Below are 14,831 nucleotides of genomic sequence, written 5' to 3'. Positions count from 1 at the left end.
GATAGCCTTCGCGCCGTGCCGAAACCCGATCAAACCACCGTGAGTCCGCCCCGCCCGACCGGGACCGCCGCCCTGCCGCTCGCCGAGCTGGCCTCCCGGCTGGGCCTGCCGCCCGTCGAGGGCGCCGCCGTCACCGGTGTCACCCACGACTCCCGCGCGGTGCGCCCGGGCGACGTGTACGTGGCCTTCCCGGGCGCCAACCACCACGGCGCGGCCTTCGCAGGCCAGGCCGCGGCGGCCGGCGCGGTGGCCGTGCTGACCGACCCGGCCGGCGCCGAGCTGGCCGCGCCCTCGGGCCTGCCGCTGCTGGTCGTCGACCGGCCGCGGGCCCGGATGGGCGAGCTGGCCGCGATCGTCTACGGCCACCCGTCCGAGCGGCTGCTGATGATCGGGCTGACCGGCACCAACGGCAAGACCACCACCTCGTACCTGGTCGAGGGCGGTCTGCGCGGCGCCGGGCGGCTCCCGGGCGTGATCGGCACCGTCGAGATGCGGGTCGGCGAGGAGCGGATCAAGAGCGAGCGGACCACCCCCGAGGCCACCGACCTGCACGCGATCCTCGGCGTGATGGCCGAGCGCGGCGCGGACGCGGTGACCATGGAGGTCTCCAGCCACGCCCTGGTCTTCGGCCGCACCGACGGGGTGGCGTACGACGTCGCGCTGTTCAACAACCTCACCCCCGAGCACCTCGACTTCCACCCGGACATGGAGGACTACTTCCAGGCGAAGGCCCGGCTCTTCCAGCCCGGCAAGTCCCGCCAGGGCGTGGTCAACCTGGACGACGAGTACGGTCGCCGGCTCGCCGCCGAGGCCAAGATCCCGGTGACCACCTTCTCCGCGACCGGCGACGCCGGGGCCCACTGGCGGGCCGTGGACGTCCAGCTCGGCCCGATCGGCTCCACCTTCCGGGTGGTCGGTCCGGACGGTGCCGGGGCGGACGCCTCCGTCCCGCTGCCCGGCCCGTTCAACGTCGCCAACGCGCTGGCCGCGATCACCGTGCTGGTCGCCGCCGGGCTGCCGCTGGAGCGGGCGGTGGCCGGGATCGCCGCCGTCCCCGGCGTGCCGGGCCGGCTGGAGCGGGTGGACGGCGGGCAGCCGTTCGTCGCCGTGGTGGACTACGCCCACAAGCCGGACGCCCTCCAGGCCGTCCTGGCCTCGCTGCGCGAGGTCACCAAGGGCCGGCTGCACGTCGTGGTCGGCTGCGGCGGCGACCGCGACCCGCACAAGCGCGGTCCGATGGGCGCGATCGCCGCCCGGCTCGCCGACACCGCCCTGCTGACCAGTGACAACCCGCGCAGCGAGGACCCGCTGGCGATCCTCGCCAGCATGCTGACCGGCGCCGCCGCGGTGCCCGAGGCCGAGCGCGGGGACGTCCTGGTCGTCCCCGACCGGGCGGAGGCGATCCGGCTCGCGGTCACCCGCGCCCGGGCCGGGGACACCGTGCTGGTGGCCGGCAAGGGCCACGAGCTCGGCCAGTACGTTCGAGACGAGATCCGCCCCTTCGACGACCGGGAGGTGCTGCGCGAATCGATCGCGCGGACCACGGCCGACCGGGGCGACCGAGGAGTAGAGCAGCAGTGATCGCACTGACCCTCGCCGAGGTGGCCGCCGCCGTCGGCGGCACCCTGGACGGCGCCGCCCCGGACACCCTGGTCACCGGCCCGGTCGAGGTCGACTCGCGGAAGGTGAGCCCCGGCGGCCTGTTCGCGGCCTTCGTCGGCGAGCACGTGGACGGCCACGACTACGCCGCCACCGCGGTCGAGGCCGGCGCCGTCGCGGTGCTGGCCTCCCGCCCGGTCGGCGTGCCCGCCGTCCTGGTCGACAGTGTGGTGGAGGCCCTCGGCAGGCTGGCCCGCACCGTGGTCGCCCGTGCCGAGGGCACCACGGTGGTCGCGCTGACCGGCTCGGCCGGCAAGACCAGCACCAAGGACCTGATCGCCCAGCTGCTCCAGCGCCACGGCGAGACGGTCTTCCCGCCCGGCTCGCTGAACAACGAGATCGGCCACCCGATGACCGCGCTGCGGGTCGAGGAGGGCACCCGGCACCTGGTCATGGAGATGGGCGCCCGGCACAAGGGCGACATCGAGTACCTCACCTCGATCACCCCGCCGCGGATCGGCCTGGTGCTCAACGTCGGCACCGCCCACGTCGGCGAGTTCGGCTCCCAGGAGGCGATCGCCGAGGCCAAGGGCGAGCTGGTCGAGGCGCTGCCCGCCGACGGCGCCGCGATCCTGAACGCGGACGACCGGCTGGTGCGCGCCATGGCGTCGCGCACCAGGGCGAAGGTGGTCCTGTTCGGGGAGTCCCCGGACGCCCACGTCCGGGCGACCGACGTTCGCCTGGACGCCACCGGGCGGCCATCGTTCACGCTCACCACCCCGGCCGGTTCCGCACCCGTACAACTGCGCCTGTACGGTGAGCACCACGTCTCGAACGCCCTCGCCGCCGCCGCGGTGGCGACGGAGCTCGGGATGACCGTCGACGACACCGCGGCAGCCCTGGGCGAGGCGGGTGCGCTGTCCCGCTGGCGCATGGAGGTCGTCGACCGGGCCGATGGTGTCACCGTCGTCAACGACGCCTACAACGCGAATCCCGACTCGATGCGGGCCGCGCTGCGGGCGCTGGTCTCGATCGGCGGCCGCGGTCCGGAGCGCCGCCGTACCTGGGCGGTGCTCGGCGAGATGCGGGAGCTCGGCGAGGAGAGCCTGGCCGAGCACGACGCCATCGGGCGGCTCGCCGTCCGACTCGACGTCACCAAGCTGGTGGCGGTGGGTGGACGCGAGGCGGCCTGCATGGAACTCGGTGCGAGGAACGAAGGTTCGTGGGGTGAGGAGTCGGTGCTGGTGTCCGACGCGGACGCGGCGGTCGAACTGCTGCGCAGTCAGCTTCGGCCGGGGGATGTGGTCCTGGTGAAGGCGTCCCGTTCGGTGGGGCTGGAGAAGGTGGCCGAGGCCCTCCTGGCGGACGGTGCTGCCCGATGATGAAGCAGATCCTCTTCTCCGGGATGATCGGCCTGATCCTCTCGCTGGTCGGCACGCCCGCCCTGATCAAGCTGCTCGCACGGGGCGGCTACGGCCAGTACATCCGTGACGACGGCCCCAAGGCGCACCACAGCAAGAAGGGCACGCCCACCATGGGCGGCATCGCCTTCATCCTGGCGACCCTGATCGCGTACTTCGCCACGAAGGCGATAACGGGCGACAGCCCGACCGCCTCCGGGCTGCTGGTGCTCTTCCTGACCGCGGGCCTGGGCCTGGTCGGCTTCCTGGACGACTACATCAAGGTCGTCAAGCGCCGTTCGCTCGGCCTGCGGGCGAAGGCGAAGCTGGCCGGCCAGTCCATCGTCGGTCTGGTGTTCGCCGTCCTGGCGCTGCAGTTCCACGACGACCGCGGACTCAGCCCGGCCTCCCAGTCGCTGTCCTTCGTGCGCGACTTCAAGTGGTCGATCGGCCCGGTGCTGTTCGTCATCTTCGCGTACTTCATGATCGCGGCGACCTCCAACGGCGTGAACCTGACGGACGGTCTGGACGGTCTGGCCACCGGCGCCTCGGTGATGGCCTTCGGCGCCTACACCTTCATCGGCGTCTGGGAGTACACCCAGAGCTGCGCCTACTTCATCTCCGCCACCGGCGCCTGCTACGACGTCCGGGACCCATTGGACCTCGCGGTGGTGGCCTCCGCCCTGATGGGCTCCTGCTTCGGCTTCCTCTGGTGGAACACCTCGCCCGCCAAGATCTTCATGGGTGACACCGGCTCGCTCGCCCTCGGCGGCGCCCTGGCCGGTCTGGCGATCTGCTCGCGCACCGAGCTGCTGCTGATCCTGCTCGGCGGCCTCTTCATGATCATCACGCTGTCGGTGATCATCCAGGTCGGCTCCTTCCGGATGACCGGCAAGCGCGTCTTCAAGATGGCACCACTGCAGCACCACTTCGAACTCAAGGGCTGGAGCGAAGTCCTGGTCGTGGTCCGCTTCTGGATCATCCAGGGCCTGTGCGTGGCCGTCGGCCTCGGCCTCTTCTACGCGGGATACCGGACCGGATGACGAATCCTGACTTTGTGAACCTGCCCGTGGTGGTCGCCGGCCTCGGCGTCTCGGGCATCAGCGCCGCGCGCGTCCTGAAGGGGCTCGGCGCGAGCGTCACCGTGGTCGACGGCGGCAGCGGCGAGGGCCTGCGGGCCCGCGCTGCCGAGCTGGAGGCGGTGGGCGTCGCGGTGCGCCTGGGCGACGGCGCGAGCCTGCCCGAGGGCACCGCACTGATCGTCACCTCGCCCGGCTGGGCCCCCGACAGCCCGCTGTTCGCCGCCGCCGCGGCGGCCGGCGTGCCGGTCTGGGGCGACGTCGAGCTGGCCTGGCGGCTGCGCAAGCCGCTGCCGGGCACCGGCGAGCCCGCCCCCTGGCTGGCCGTGACCGGCACCAACGGCAAGACCACCACCGTCCAGATGCTCGCCTCGATCCTCACCGCGGCCGGCAAGCGCACCGCCGCCGTCGGCAACGTCGGGGTCTCGGTGCTGGACGCGGTGCTCGCCGAGGAGCCGTACGACGTGCTCGCCGTCGAGCTCTCCAGCTACCAGCTGCACTGGGCGCCCTCGCTGCGCCCGTACTCGGCGGCCGTGCTCAACCTGGCCCCGGACCACCTCGACTGGCACGGCTCGATGGAGGCGTACGCCGCCGACAAGGGCCGGATCTACGAGGGCAACGTGGTGGCCTGCGTGTACAACCTGGCCGACCCGGCCACCGAGGCGCTGGTCATGGAGGCCGACGTCGAGGAGGGCTGCCGGGCGATCGGCTTCGGCCTCGGCGCGCCGAGCCCGTCGAACTTCGGCGTGGTGGACGGCCTGCTGGTGGACCGCGCCTTCGTCGAGGACCGGGCCAAGAACGCGGCCGAGCTGGGCGCCGTCGAGGACGTCAACCCGCCGGCCCCGCACAACATCGCCAACGCGCTCGCCGCGGCGGCGCTGGCCCGGTCGTACGGGGTCGACCCGAAGGCCGTCCGGGAGGGCCTGCGGGCCTTCCGCCCGGACGCCCACCGGATCGCCGAGGTCGGTACGGTCCGCGAGGTCACGTACATCGACGACTCCAAGGCCACCAACACCCACGCCGCGGCGGCCTCGCTGGCCGCCTACCGGCCGATCGTCTGGATCGCCGGGGGACTGGCCAAGGGCGCGACCTTCGACGACCTGGTCCAGGGCGCGGCCGAGCGGCTGCGCGCGGTCGTGCTGATCGGGCAGGACCGGGCGCTGATCCGCGCGGCGCTGGAGCGACACGCTCCGGATGTGCCGGTGATCGAGGCGGCCGAGGGCCAGACTGGCGCGGTGGCGATGACCGAGGCCGTTCGAACGGCCGCGACGCTCGCCCGATCGGGTGACACGGTGCTGCTGGCCCCGGCCTGCGCCTCGATGGACATGTTCACCAACTACGGCGAGCGCGGCGACCTGTTCGCGGCGGCCGTCCGGGAGCTGGCGGGCGCGTAGTCGGGCCCCGGAGACCGGGCCGAAGGGCCGCGCCGACGACCGTCGGCGCCGGGTCGGGGCGGCCCGGAGGCGAACGGGCCCCAGAGAGTGGGAGCGGGCAGTGGCGGGGCAGGGCAGGGCGGATTCCGGCGGCACGAAGCAGGACACCGCCGAGCCGTGGCGAGTGATCTCCGCCACCACGACCAAGTACAAGTCGGCCGGTCCGCTGGGGCGGTTGCAGGCCTTCCGGGCCCGCGTCCGCTACTGGCTGGACCGGCCGCTCACGCCGTACCTGCTGATCGTCGGCACGACCCTGCTGCTGGTCGTGCTCGGCCTGATGATGGTCTTCTCGGCCTCGCAGATCCTGGCGCTGAACCAGCACCACACCGCGCAGTACTACTTCCTCAAGCAGCTGATCGCGGCCATCCTCGGGCTGGTTCTGCTGGCCGGCTTCGCCTCCGTCCCGGTGGCGGTGCTGCGGGTGATCGTCTACCCGGTGATGTTCGGGGTGATCGGCGCCCTCGCGCTGGTCGCGGTGCCCGGCATCGGCGTGCGGATCAACGGCAACCAGAACTGGCTGGACTTCGGGTTCTTCCAGTTCCAGCCTTCCGAGTTCGCCAAGCTCGCGCTGGTCCTCTGGGGCGCCGACCTGCTCGCCCGCAAGCAGAAGGCCGGCACCCTCACCACCTGGAAGCACCTGCTGGTCCCGCTGGTGCCCGGCGCCCTGCTGCTGCTCGCGCTGATCATGATCGGCGGTGACATGGGCACCTCGATGATCCTGGTGGCCATGGTGTTCGCGCTGCTCTGGATGGTCGGCGCACCGCTGCGGCTGTTCGTGGCCACCCTCGGGGTGGCGGTCGTGGTCTGCACCGCCCTGGTGATCACCGTGCCGCACCGGGCCGAGCGCCTGGGCTGCATCGGCGTCACCAAGCTGGATCCGGACGGCGCCTGCTTCCAGGCGCTGCACGGCGTCTACTCGTTCGCGCTCGGCGGCGGCTTCGGCACCGGCCTCGGCGCCGGCGTGGAGAAGTGGGGCCAGCTGCCGGAGGCGCACACCGACTTCATCTTCGCCGCGACCGGCGAGGAACTCGGTCTGGTGGGGACGCTGTCGGTGATCGGCCTCTTCGCGGCACTAGGCTACGCGGGTATCCGTGTGGCCATCGGTACGAAGGACCCCTTCGTCAGGTACGCCGCGGGAGCCGCCACCACCTGGATCATGGCGCAGGCCATGATCAACCTGGGGTCGGCGCTGGGACTGCTGCCCATCGCGGGCGTCCCGCTCCCGCTGTTCTCCTACGGCGGTTCCGCCATGCTGTCGGCCATGTCCGCGATCGGGGTGCTGCTGTGCCTGGCACGCAGCTCCTCGGGTGCGAAGGCGGCCCTGGCCGCCCGGAACAAGAACTCCCGGATCAGGAAGCGACTGGCCCGGGTGCTGCCACGACGACGAACCACAGCGCGCCCGGTCCCCGGACCGGCACGCAGGGAGCGGTGAATTTCGGTGCATGTCGTACTCGCCGGCGGGGGGACCGCCGGTCACATCGAGCCGGCCCTGGCCCTCGCGGACGCACTCCGCAGGCACGACCCGTCCATCGGGATCACCGCCCTGGGCACCGAGAAGGGGCTGGAGACCCGACTGGTACCCGAGCGCGGCTACCAGCTGGAGCTCATCCCGGCCGTGCCGCTGCCCCGCAAGCCCACCCCCGAGCTGATCACCGTCCCCGGCCGGCTGCGCGGCACCGTGCGGGCCGCCCAGGAGATCATCGAGCGGGTCAACGCGGACGCCGTGGTCGGCTTCGGCGGCTACGTCGCGATGCCCGCCTACCTGGCCGCCAAGCGGGCCGGCGTGCCGATCGTGGTGCACGAGGCCAACGCCCGCCCCGGCCTGGCCAACAAGATCGGCGCCCGCTACACCGACTTCGTCGCGGTCTCCACCCCGGACAGCAAGCTGCGCGACTCCCGGTACATCGGCATCCCGCTGCGCCGGACCATCGCCACCCTGGACCGCAACGCCACCCGGCCGGAGGCCCGCCAGTACTTCGGCCTCGACCAGCGGCTGCCCACCCTGCTGGTCTCCGGCGGCTCCCAGGGCGCGCGCCGGCTCAACGAGACGATCACCGCGATCGCCCCGCGGCTGCAGCAGTACGGCGTGCAGATCCTGCACGCGGTCGGCCCGAAGAACGAGCTGCCGCAGGTCGCCGACGTCCCCGGGATGCCGCCGTACCGCCCGGTGCCGTACATCGACCGGATGGACCTCGCCTACGCGGCCGCCGACCTGATGCTCTGCCGGGCCGGCGCGATGACCGTCGCCGAGCTGGCCGCGGTCGGCCTGCCCGCCGCCTTCGTGCCGCTGCCGATCGGCAACGGCGAGCAGCGGCTGAACGCCCAGCCGATGGTCAAGGCCGGCGGCGGTCTGCTGGTGGACGACGCCGAGCTGACCTCGGACTGGGTGCTGCAGAACGTGCTGCCGGTGCTCACCGACCCGCAGCGGCTGTGGGACATGAGCCGGGCCGCCGCCGAGTTCGGCCGCCGGGACGCGGACGACCTGCTGGTCGGCATGGTGTACGAGGCGATCCAGGCCCACCGGGGCGGTCGCCGTCGTGGTTGACGGCCGGCCCGCCGGCTCGCCCCCGGCCGCCGGCCGGGGGCGCTCCCACGAGGAGGACGAGTTCGGGGACGAGGAGTCCGCTCCCCGCCTCCGGCTCTCCCGGCGGGGCGTCGTGGTGCTGAGCGCGCTCGGCGCCGCGGTGCTGGGCGCGCTGGCCTGGGTGGTGTTCTTCTCCTCGCTGCTGGACGTGCGCGACGTCGCCGTCCAGGGTGCCGCGGACGAGAAGCTGACGCCGGACCAGGTCCGCGCGGCCGTCGGCGGGGTCGCCGACGGCCCGCTGGCCCGGGTCGACCTGGACGGCGTCCGCCGGCGGGTGGAGGCGCTCCCCCGGGTGGCGAAGGCCGAGGTCTGGCGGGGCTGGCCGCACACCCTGCAGGTCAAGGTGGTGCAGCGGACGGCGGCCGCCGCCGTCAAGGGGGATGACGGTCAGTTCACCCAGGTGGACGCCGCAGGCGTGAGCTTCGCCACCGAGGCGGCCCCGCCGGCGGGCGTGCCGGTGGTGGAACTGCGGCTCAGTCAGCCTGCGAAGGACGTGGACGGGGTGATCTCCCGGGGACAGTTGGTGCAGGGTGCGGTGGCGGTGGCCGCCGGACTCCCGCCGGAGATCGCCAAGCGGGCCGGATCGGTCCTGGTGCACTCCTACGACGACATCGAACTGCAGCTCAGCGGGGGTGCGACGGTGCGCTGGGGGAGCCCGGAGCAGACCGACCGGAAGGCCCGGGTGCTGCTCGCACTGATGAAGCAGAAGGGCACCAACTTCGACGTGACGGCGCCGGAGGCGCCGGCGGTGTCCGGCTGATCCGCTAGATTCTGTGCCGGAGGGAGGGGTTGACGCTGCGGAGTGTCGGCCCGACCCTTGGTGGTCACCCCCGGTTTCCATTGCCGGCCGATGATCACATAGGCTCAAAAGAAAAAGGGAAGCTCGGCGTGTTCGTTGAAACGCGTGCCCGGAGCCACCTAGTGTCCTGTGTCACCAGACTGTGTCCATTGGTGATGTGACGGGGGCACAGAACTAACCCTAAAGGTCAAGTTTAGGGTTGGGGTCGGCGGTCGGCATTTCGGACATTCAGTCAGAAACCAGGCTCCCTACCCATCGACATCCGTCGACACGGCCCCCCGTCGGGGCGGGTCGACCCGGAAATTCGAGGCGAGAGGCCTTCGACGTGGCAGCACCGCAGAACTACCTCGCAGTCATCAAGGTCGTCGGAATCGGCGGCGGTGGTGTCAACGCCATCAACCGGATGATCGAGGTCGGTCTCAAGGGCGTCGAGTTCATCGCGATCAACACCGATGCGCAGGCCCTCCTCATGAGCGACGCCGACGTCAAGCTCGATGTGGGCCGTGAACTCACCCGGGGCCTCGGCGCCGGCGCCAACCCCGAGGTCGGCCGCAAGGCCGCCGAGGACCACCGCGAGGAGATCGAGGAGGTCCTCAAGGGGGCCGACATGGTCTTCGTCACCGCCGGCGAGGGCGGTGGCACGGGCACGGGCGGCGCGCCCGTCGTCGCCAACATCGCCCGCTCGCTGGGCGCCCTGACCATCGGCGTGGTCACCCGTCCGTTCACCTTCGAGGGCCGCCGCCGGGCCAACCAGGCCGAGGACGGCATCGCCTCCCTGCGCGAAGAGGTCGACACCCTCATCGTGATCCCCAACGACCGGCTGCTGTCCATCTCGGACCGCCAGGTCAGCGTGCTCGACGCGTTCCGCTCGGCCGACCAGGTCCTGCTCTCCGGTGTCCAGGGCATCACCGACCTGATCACCACCCCGGGCCTGATCAACCTCGACTTCGCCGACGTCAAGTCCGTCATGTCGGAGGCCGGTTCGGCGCTCATGGGCATCGGTTCGGCCCGTGGTGAGGACCGCGCCAAGGCCGCCGCCGTGATGGCGATCTCCTCGCCGCTGCTGGAGGCCTCGATCGACGGCGCCCGCGGCGTGCTGCTGTCCATCTCGGGCGGCTCCGACCTCGGCCTGTTCGAGATCAACGAGTCGGCCCAGCTGGTCAGCGAGGCCGCCCACCCCGAGGCCAACATCATCTTCGGTGCGGTCATCGACGACGCGCTCGGCGACGAGGTGCGGGTCACCGTCATCGCGGCCGGCTTCGACGGCGGCCAGCCGCCGGCGATCGTCCGCGACCCGGTGGTGAAGTCCACCACCCCCGCCGCTCCGGCGACCCCGCCGGCCGCTCCGGAGCGCCCGGTCGGCCGTCCGTCCTACGGGACCATCGGCTCGGTGACGTCCCGTTCGGAGGGGGAGGCCGCGGCCGCCCCGTCGCGTTCGGCCGAGACCTCGGCCACCACGACCGCCGCCGCCCCGGTGCCGCCGCAGGTGCAGCCCGCCCGCCAGCCCTTCGTGGAGAGCCCGGCCGAGGAACTCGACGTGCCGGACTTCCTTAAGTGATCGATCACGCGGTTCGCGCTGGTGCTCACTTCGCCTTCACCGATCGGTGGGGCGGGGTGAGCACTTCGCCGTACGGGGAGCTGAACCTCGGCGGCGCGGTGGGCGACGACCCGGAGGCGGTCCGGGAGAACCGGGCCGTCGCGGCCCGGGAGCTGGGGCTCGACCCGGCCGACGTGGTCTGGATGAACCAGGTGCACGGCGCCGAGGTCGCCGTGGTGACGCAGCGCCAGCCGCTCGGGCAGGCCCCGACGGTGGACGCGGTGGTCACCGACCGCCCGCTCGTGCTCGCGGTGCTGACCGCGGACTGCACCCCGGTGCTGCTGGCCGACCCGGTGGCGGGCGTGGTGGGCGCGGCCCACGCGGGCCGGCCCGGGCTGGCGGCCGGAGTGGTGCCCGCGGTCGTGCGGGCGATGGTCGAACTGGGGGCCGAACCGGCGCGGATCACCGCCGCCACCGGCCCCGCGGTCTGCGGCCGCTGCTACGAGGTGCCGCCCGGGCTGCGCGCCGAGGTCGCCGAGGTCGTCCCGGCGGCCTTCGCCGAGACTTCGTGGGGAACCCCGGCGCTGGACGTGCCGGAGGGGGTCGCGGCCCAACTGGCCGCGGCCGGGGTCACCGAACTGGTGCGCTCACCGGTCTGCACCCTCGAATCCGCCGATCACTTCTCCTATCGCCGCGAGCAGCGCACGGGTCGGCTCGCGAGCTACGTCTGGTTGGACTCTGATCACTGATGACGAACGACATCTACGGACCGTTCCCGGGCAGCGGGCAGTTCGCGGAGGCCCTGACGGAGGGCCAGCGGGCCCGGTACGAGCAGCTCGGGGCCAACCTCGACGTGGTCGAGCGCCGGATCGCGGACGCCTGTGCGGCCGCCGGACGCCCGCGCGAGGACGTCAGTCTGATCGTCGTCACCAAGACCTACCCGGCCGAGGACAGCGCGCTGCTGGCCGGACTGGGTGTGACGGACGTCGCGGAGAACCGCGACCAGGACGCCGCTCCCAAGGCGGAGCAGTGCAGAAACCTTCCTCTCAGCTGGCACTTCGTCGGCCAGCTCCAGACCAACAAGGTCCGCTCCGTGGTCCGCTACGCGAACCACGTGCACTCGGTGGACCGGCTGCGGCTCGTCGAGTCGCTCTCGGCGGCCGTGCTCAAGTCCGAACGCCCGGAACTGGGCTGCCTGGTGCAGGTGGCACTGGACAAGGAGCACGGGGAGGGCGCGCACCGGGCCGGGGTCGCCCCCGAGGACGTCGCCGAACTCACCGACGCGATCGCCGACACGCCCGGGCTGCGCCTGGACGGTGTGATGACGGTCGCTCCGCTGGCCGGTCCGCTGGCCGGCGACCCGGTCCGGGCCTTCGAGCGGCTGGCGGAAATCGCAACCGCCGTACGGGCGGCCCATCCGGCTGCCACCATGGTCTCCGCAGGCATGAGCGGCGACCTTGAGCAGGCGATTGCCGCCGGAGCGACACATGTACGCGTCGGAACGGCGGTACTCGGAGTGAGGTCACCCCTCGGGTAACGTCACCGGGTAGTAGATCAGACTGCAGGACAAAATAGGACAGAAGCTAGCAGCTTTCCGAAGTGCTAGCCAACCGTGGATCGCAGCTCCGCGGCCCCCACTCCACGTACTCTGACAGGTTGTCGACCTGACGCGCCGTCGTGGGGGATCGCGGAAATCCGCGGGCGGGGCCCTCTGTGGCCCGGCCACCGGGGACGGTCCACCACAAGCGGAGGAGACAGGAGCATGGCCGGCGCAATGCGCAAGATGGCGGTCTACCTCGGCCTCGTGGAGGACGAGACGTACGACGGCCAGGGGTACGACCCCGACGACGACTACGACGCGGACCCCGAGCCGATCCGCACGGGGCAGCGGACCGAGGACATCCCCCGGCCGGCAGCCGCCCCCGCGCCCGCCCCGGTCTCCTCGATCACCCCGCAGCCGGTCCCGGCCGCGGTGCCGATCCGGCAGGAGACCCCGAGGATGGCCCCCGTGTCGTCCATCACACCCGAACGCCGCCACAACCTGGAGAAGAGCGCCCCGGTGATCATGCCCAAGGTCGTGAACGAACGAGAGCCCTACCGCATCACCACGCTGCACCCCCGGACCTACAACGAGGCCCGTACCATCGGGGAACAGTTCCGCGGCGGGACCCCCGTGATCATGAATCTGACCGAGATGGACGACACGGATGCCAAGCGGCTCGTAGACTTCGCCGCTGGACTCGTCTTCGGTCTGCACGGCAGTATCGAGCGCGTGACACAGAAGGTGTTCCTGCTGTCGCCTGCTAACGTCGATGTCACGGCGGAGGACAAGGCTCGGATCGCCGAGGGTGGGTTCTTCAACCAGAGCTGACCCGGCCACGACTTTACGTGTGGATCTGATCAACAGTGGTTGGCGACAGGTGACGAGCGGTGGGCCCCAGGGCCCGGAACCGGGGAGAGGGAAAACGCGATGGACATCGTGTGGGCGGTGCTCTACTACGCCCTGACCGTCTTCCTGGTGTTCCTGCTCGTGCGACTGGTCATGGACTGGGTCTTCCAGTTCGCGCGTTCGTGGCGGCCGGGCAAGGCCATGGTCCTGGTCCTGGAGGCCACGTACACTGTCACGGATCCGCCGCTCAAGCTTCTTCGGCGGTTCATTCCGCCGTTGCGTTTCGGGGGCGTGGCGCTCGACCTGTCCTTCTTCGTACTGATGATCATTGTGTATGTCCTGATCTCGCTTGTGCACCCCTAGTCGTAGGTGAGCGATGCGACAGGATGCCGGTGTGCCGACGATCACGTTGAGGTGAAGAGATGCCATTGACCCCCGAGGACGTTCGGAACAAGCAGTTCACGACCGTCCGCCTGCGTGAAGGCTATGACGAGGACGAGGTCGATGCCTTCCTCGACGAGGTCGAGGCGGAGCTGACCCGCCTCCTCCGGGAGAACGAGGACCTGCGGGCCAAGCTGGCCGCCGCGACTCGTGCCGCCGCGCAGAACCAGGCCAACATGCGGAAGGAGCCGCCGCAGGACGCCCAGCGTCCGGCCGCTCCCGTCCCGGCCGCCATATCCGGCCCGCCGGTCCCCGGCCAGCAGGGTCCGGGCGGCCCGCAGCAGATGGGCCCCGGCGGCCCGCAGCAGATGGGTCCGGGCGGTCCGCAGCAGATGGGCCCGGGTGGTCCGCAGCAGCAGCAGCAGATGGGCAACCAGCCCCTCGGCCTGCCGTCCGGTGCGCCGCAGCTCCCGGCCGGCCCGGGCGGCGGGATGGGCCCCGGCGGTCCCCAGCAGATGGGCCAGACCATGGGCGGCCAGCAGCAGCTGGTCCAGCCGATGGGCGGTCAGATGCTCCAGCCCATGGGCGGTCCCGGTGGCCCGCAGCAGATGGGCAACCCGATGGGCCAGGGCATGGGCCAGCAGCAGCAGATGCAGCCGATGGGCCAGGGCATGGGCCAGCAGCAGCAGATGCAGCCGATGGGCGGCCCGCTCGGCGGCCCGATGCAGCAGCAGCAGCAGGGCCCGGGCGGTGACAGCGCCGCCCGTGTGCTGGCGCTCGCCCAGCAGACCGCCGACCAGGCGATCTCCGAGGCCCGCTCCGAGGCCAACAAGATCGTCGGCGAGGCGCGCAGCCGGGCCGAGGGTCTGGAGCGCGACGCCCGGGCCAAGGCCGACGCCCTGGAGCGGGACGCGCAGGAGAAGCACCGCGTCGCGATGGGGTCGCTGGAGTCCGCGCGGGCCACGCTGGAGCGCAAGGTCGAGGACCTGCGGGCGTTCGAGCGCGAGTACCGCACGCGACTGAAGTCGTACCTGGAGACCCAGCTGCGCCAGCTGGAGTCGCAGGCCGACGACTCGCTCGCCCCGCCGCGGATCCCCGCCACCGCGTCGCTGCCGCCGGCGGCGTCGTCGATGGCTCCGGCCGGTGCCGGGTCGATGGGCTCCGCGCCGTCGTTCGGTGGGAACCAGCCGTCGTTCGGTGGCAACTCGCCGTCGTTCGGGGGGCAGAGCTCCTTCGGTGGGAACCCGCCGGCGCCGAGCTTCGGCGGGCAGCAGGGTGGGAACACCGGTGCGCCGCAGATGCAGCCGGCCGGGATGACCCAGCCGATGGCGGCCGTGCGGCCGCAGCCGCCGCAGCCGATGCAGCAGGCTCCGGCGCCGATGCGGGGCTTCCTGATCGACGAGGACGGCGACAACTGAGGTTGTAGCCGGGCTCTTTGAGGGCGTCCCCTTTTCGACCTTCGGGTCGGGGAGGGGGCGCCCTCTTTGTGTGTGGGGGGGGGGTGGGGGCCGCTGCGCGGGGCTTTGGTTCGGGGGTGGGCTTTCGGGAGGGTGGGTGGGTCCGGGGGCGGTTCCGGGGGTGGGTGCTCCGGCGGCATGGTTTATTTCCGAACCCCCAACCACAAACTGGG

The 14,831-nt window shown here is 72.0% G+C and carries 13 protein-coding genes; all 13 read left to right on the top strand.

What is annotated here, in order from left to right:
- The first annotated feature begins 15 nt into the window (after positions 1–15).
- The 13 genes from ACFC1T_RS29180 to ACFC1T_RS29120 all read left to right on the top strand — a co-directional run bounded on the left by ACFC1T_RS29180 (position 16) and on the right by ACFC1T_RS29120 (position 14,619).
- The gene (locus ACFC1T_RS29180; protein WP_375893222.1) at positions 16–1,581 is read left to right on the top strand and encodes a UDP-N-acetylmuramoyl-L-alanyl-D-glutamate--2,6-diaminopimelate ligase; all 1,566 of its coding nucleotides are present in this window, start codon (positions 16–18) and stop codon (positions 1,579–1,581) included.
- A complete protein-coding gene (murF, locus tag ACFC1T_RS29175) occupies positions 1,578–2,981 on the top strand; it encodes a UDP-N-acetylmuramoyl-tripeptide--D-alanyl-D-alanine ligase (RefSeq protein WP_375893221.1) in 1,404 nt (467 codons plus the stop codon). Before ACFC1T_RS29180 ends, murF begins: the two co-directional genes overlap by 4 nt.
- Positions 2,981–4,042, top strand: coding sequence for a phospho-N-acetylmuramoyl-pentapeptide-transferase (gene mraY / locus ACFC1T_RS29170; RefSeq protein WP_350504707.1), 1,062 nt, complete (start codon positions 2,981–2,983; stop codon positions 4,040–4,042). Before murF ends, mraY begins: the two co-directional genes overlap by 1 nt.
- A complete protein-coding gene (gene murD, locus ACFC1T_RS29165; protein ID WP_375893219.1) occupies positions 4,039–5,472 on the top strand; it encodes a UDP-N-acetylmuramoyl-L-alanine--D-glutamate ligase in 1,434 nt (477 codons plus the stop codon). Before mraY ends, murD begins: the two co-directional genes overlap by 4 nt.
- Positions 5,473–5,572: 100 nt before the next feature.
- Complete coding sequence (ftsW, locus tag ACFC1T_RS29160; RefSeq protein ID WP_375893217.1) at positions 5,573–6,943, top strand: putative lipid II flippase FtsW; 1,371 nt, start codon at positions 5,573–5,575, stop codon at positions 6,941–6,943.
- A 6-nt stretch (positions 6,944–6,949) separates the two neighbouring features.
- Positions 6,950–8,056: an undecaprenyldiphospho-muramoylpentapeptide beta-N-acetylglucosaminyltransferase gene (murG, locus tag ACFC1T_RS29155; protein ID WP_375893216.1), complete on the top strand. Its 1,107-nt coding sequence runs from the start codon at positions 6,950–6,952 to the stop codon at positions 8,054–8,056.
- On the top strand, positions 8,049–8,855 hold the full coding sequence (locus tag ACFC1T_RS29150) for a cell division protein FtsQ/DivIB (protein WP_375893215.1): 807 nt from the start codon (positions 8,049–8,051) through the stop codon (positions 8,853–8,855). The genes murG and ACFC1T_RS29150 overlap by 8 nt, the downstream gene beginning before the upstream one ends.
- A gap of 364 nt (positions 8,856–9,219) precedes the next feature.
- Positions 9,220–10,452 carry a cell division protein FtsZ gene (ftsZ, locus tag ACFC1T_RS29145; RefSeq protein WP_375893213.1) on the top strand — a complete coding sequence of 411 codons (1,233 nt, stop codon included), beginning with the start codon at positions 9,220–9,222 and terminating at the stop codon, positions 10,450–10,452.
- Positions 10,449–11,180, top strand: coding sequence for a peptidoglycan editing factor PgeF (pgeF, locus tag ACFC1T_RS29140; protein WP_375893211.1), 732 nt, complete (start codon positions 10,449–10,451; stop codon positions 11,178–11,180). Before ftsZ ends, pgeF begins: the two co-directional genes overlap by 4 nt.
- On the top strand, positions 11,180–11,968 hold the full coding sequence (locus tag ACFC1T_RS29135; RefSeq protein ID WP_375893210.1) for a YggS family pyridoxal phosphate-dependent enzyme: 789 nt from the start codon (positions 11,180–11,182) through the stop codon (positions 11,966–11,968). Before pgeF ends, ACFC1T_RS29135 begins: the two co-directional genes overlap by 1 nt.
- A 225-nt stretch (positions 11,969–12,193) precedes the next feature.
- Positions 12,194–12,802 (top strand): cell division protein SepF, encoded by a 609-nt coding sequence (locus tag ACFC1T_RS29130; RefSeq protein ID WP_030282899.1) that lies wholly within the window; start codon positions 12,194–12,196, stop codon positions 12,800–12,802.
- A 99-nt stretch (positions 12,803–12,901) separates the two neighbouring features.
- Positions 12,902–13,183 (top strand): YggT family protein, encoded by a 282-nt coding sequence (locus ACFC1T_RS29125; RefSeq protein WP_030282903.1) that lies wholly within the window; start codon positions 12,902–12,904, stop codon positions 13,181–13,183.
- A gap of 59 nt (positions 13,184–13,242) precedes the next feature.
- On the top strand, positions 13,243–14,619 hold the full coding sequence (locus ACFC1T_RS29120) for a DivIVA domain-containing protein (RefSeq protein ID WP_375893208.1): 1,377 nt from the start codon (positions 13,243–13,245) through the stop codon (positions 14,617–14,619).
- The last annotated feature ends 212 nt before the right edge of the window (positions 14,620–14,831 follow it).

This window comes from Kitasatospora sp. NPDC056076, assembly GCF_042266305.1.
GTDB lineage: Bacteria > Actinomycetota > Actinomycetes > Streptomycetales > Streptomycetaceae > Kitasatospora.
The sequence above is the reverse complement of the archived record's forward strand: the minus strand, read 5'-3'. Positions and strand labels throughout refer to the sequence as shown.

Coding starts and splice junctions, on each gene's coding strand:
- mraY (WP_350504707.1), top strand. CDS start 2,981: ATGAAGCAGATCCTCTTCTCCGGGATGATCGGCCTGATCCTCTCGCTG.
- murD (WP_375893219.1), top strand. CDS start 4,039: ATGACGAATCCTGACTTTGTGAACCTGCCCGTGGTGGTCGCCGGCCTC.
- ACFC1T_RS29135 (WP_375893210.1), top strand. CDS start 11,180: ATGACGAACGACATCTACGGACCGTTCCCGGGCAGCGGGCAGTTCGCG.
- ACFC1T_RS29130 (WP_030282899.1), top strand. CDS start 12,194: ATGGCCGGCGCAATGCGCAAGATGGCGGTCTACCTCGGCCTCGTGGAG.
- ACFC1T_RS29125 (WP_030282903.1), top strand. CDS start 12,902: ATGGACATCGTGTGGGCGGTGCTCTACTACGCCCTGACCGTCTTCCTG.
- ACFC1T_RS29120 (WP_375893208.1), top strand. CDS start 13,243: ATGCCATTGACCCCCGAGGACGTTCGGAACAAGCAGTTCACGACCGTC.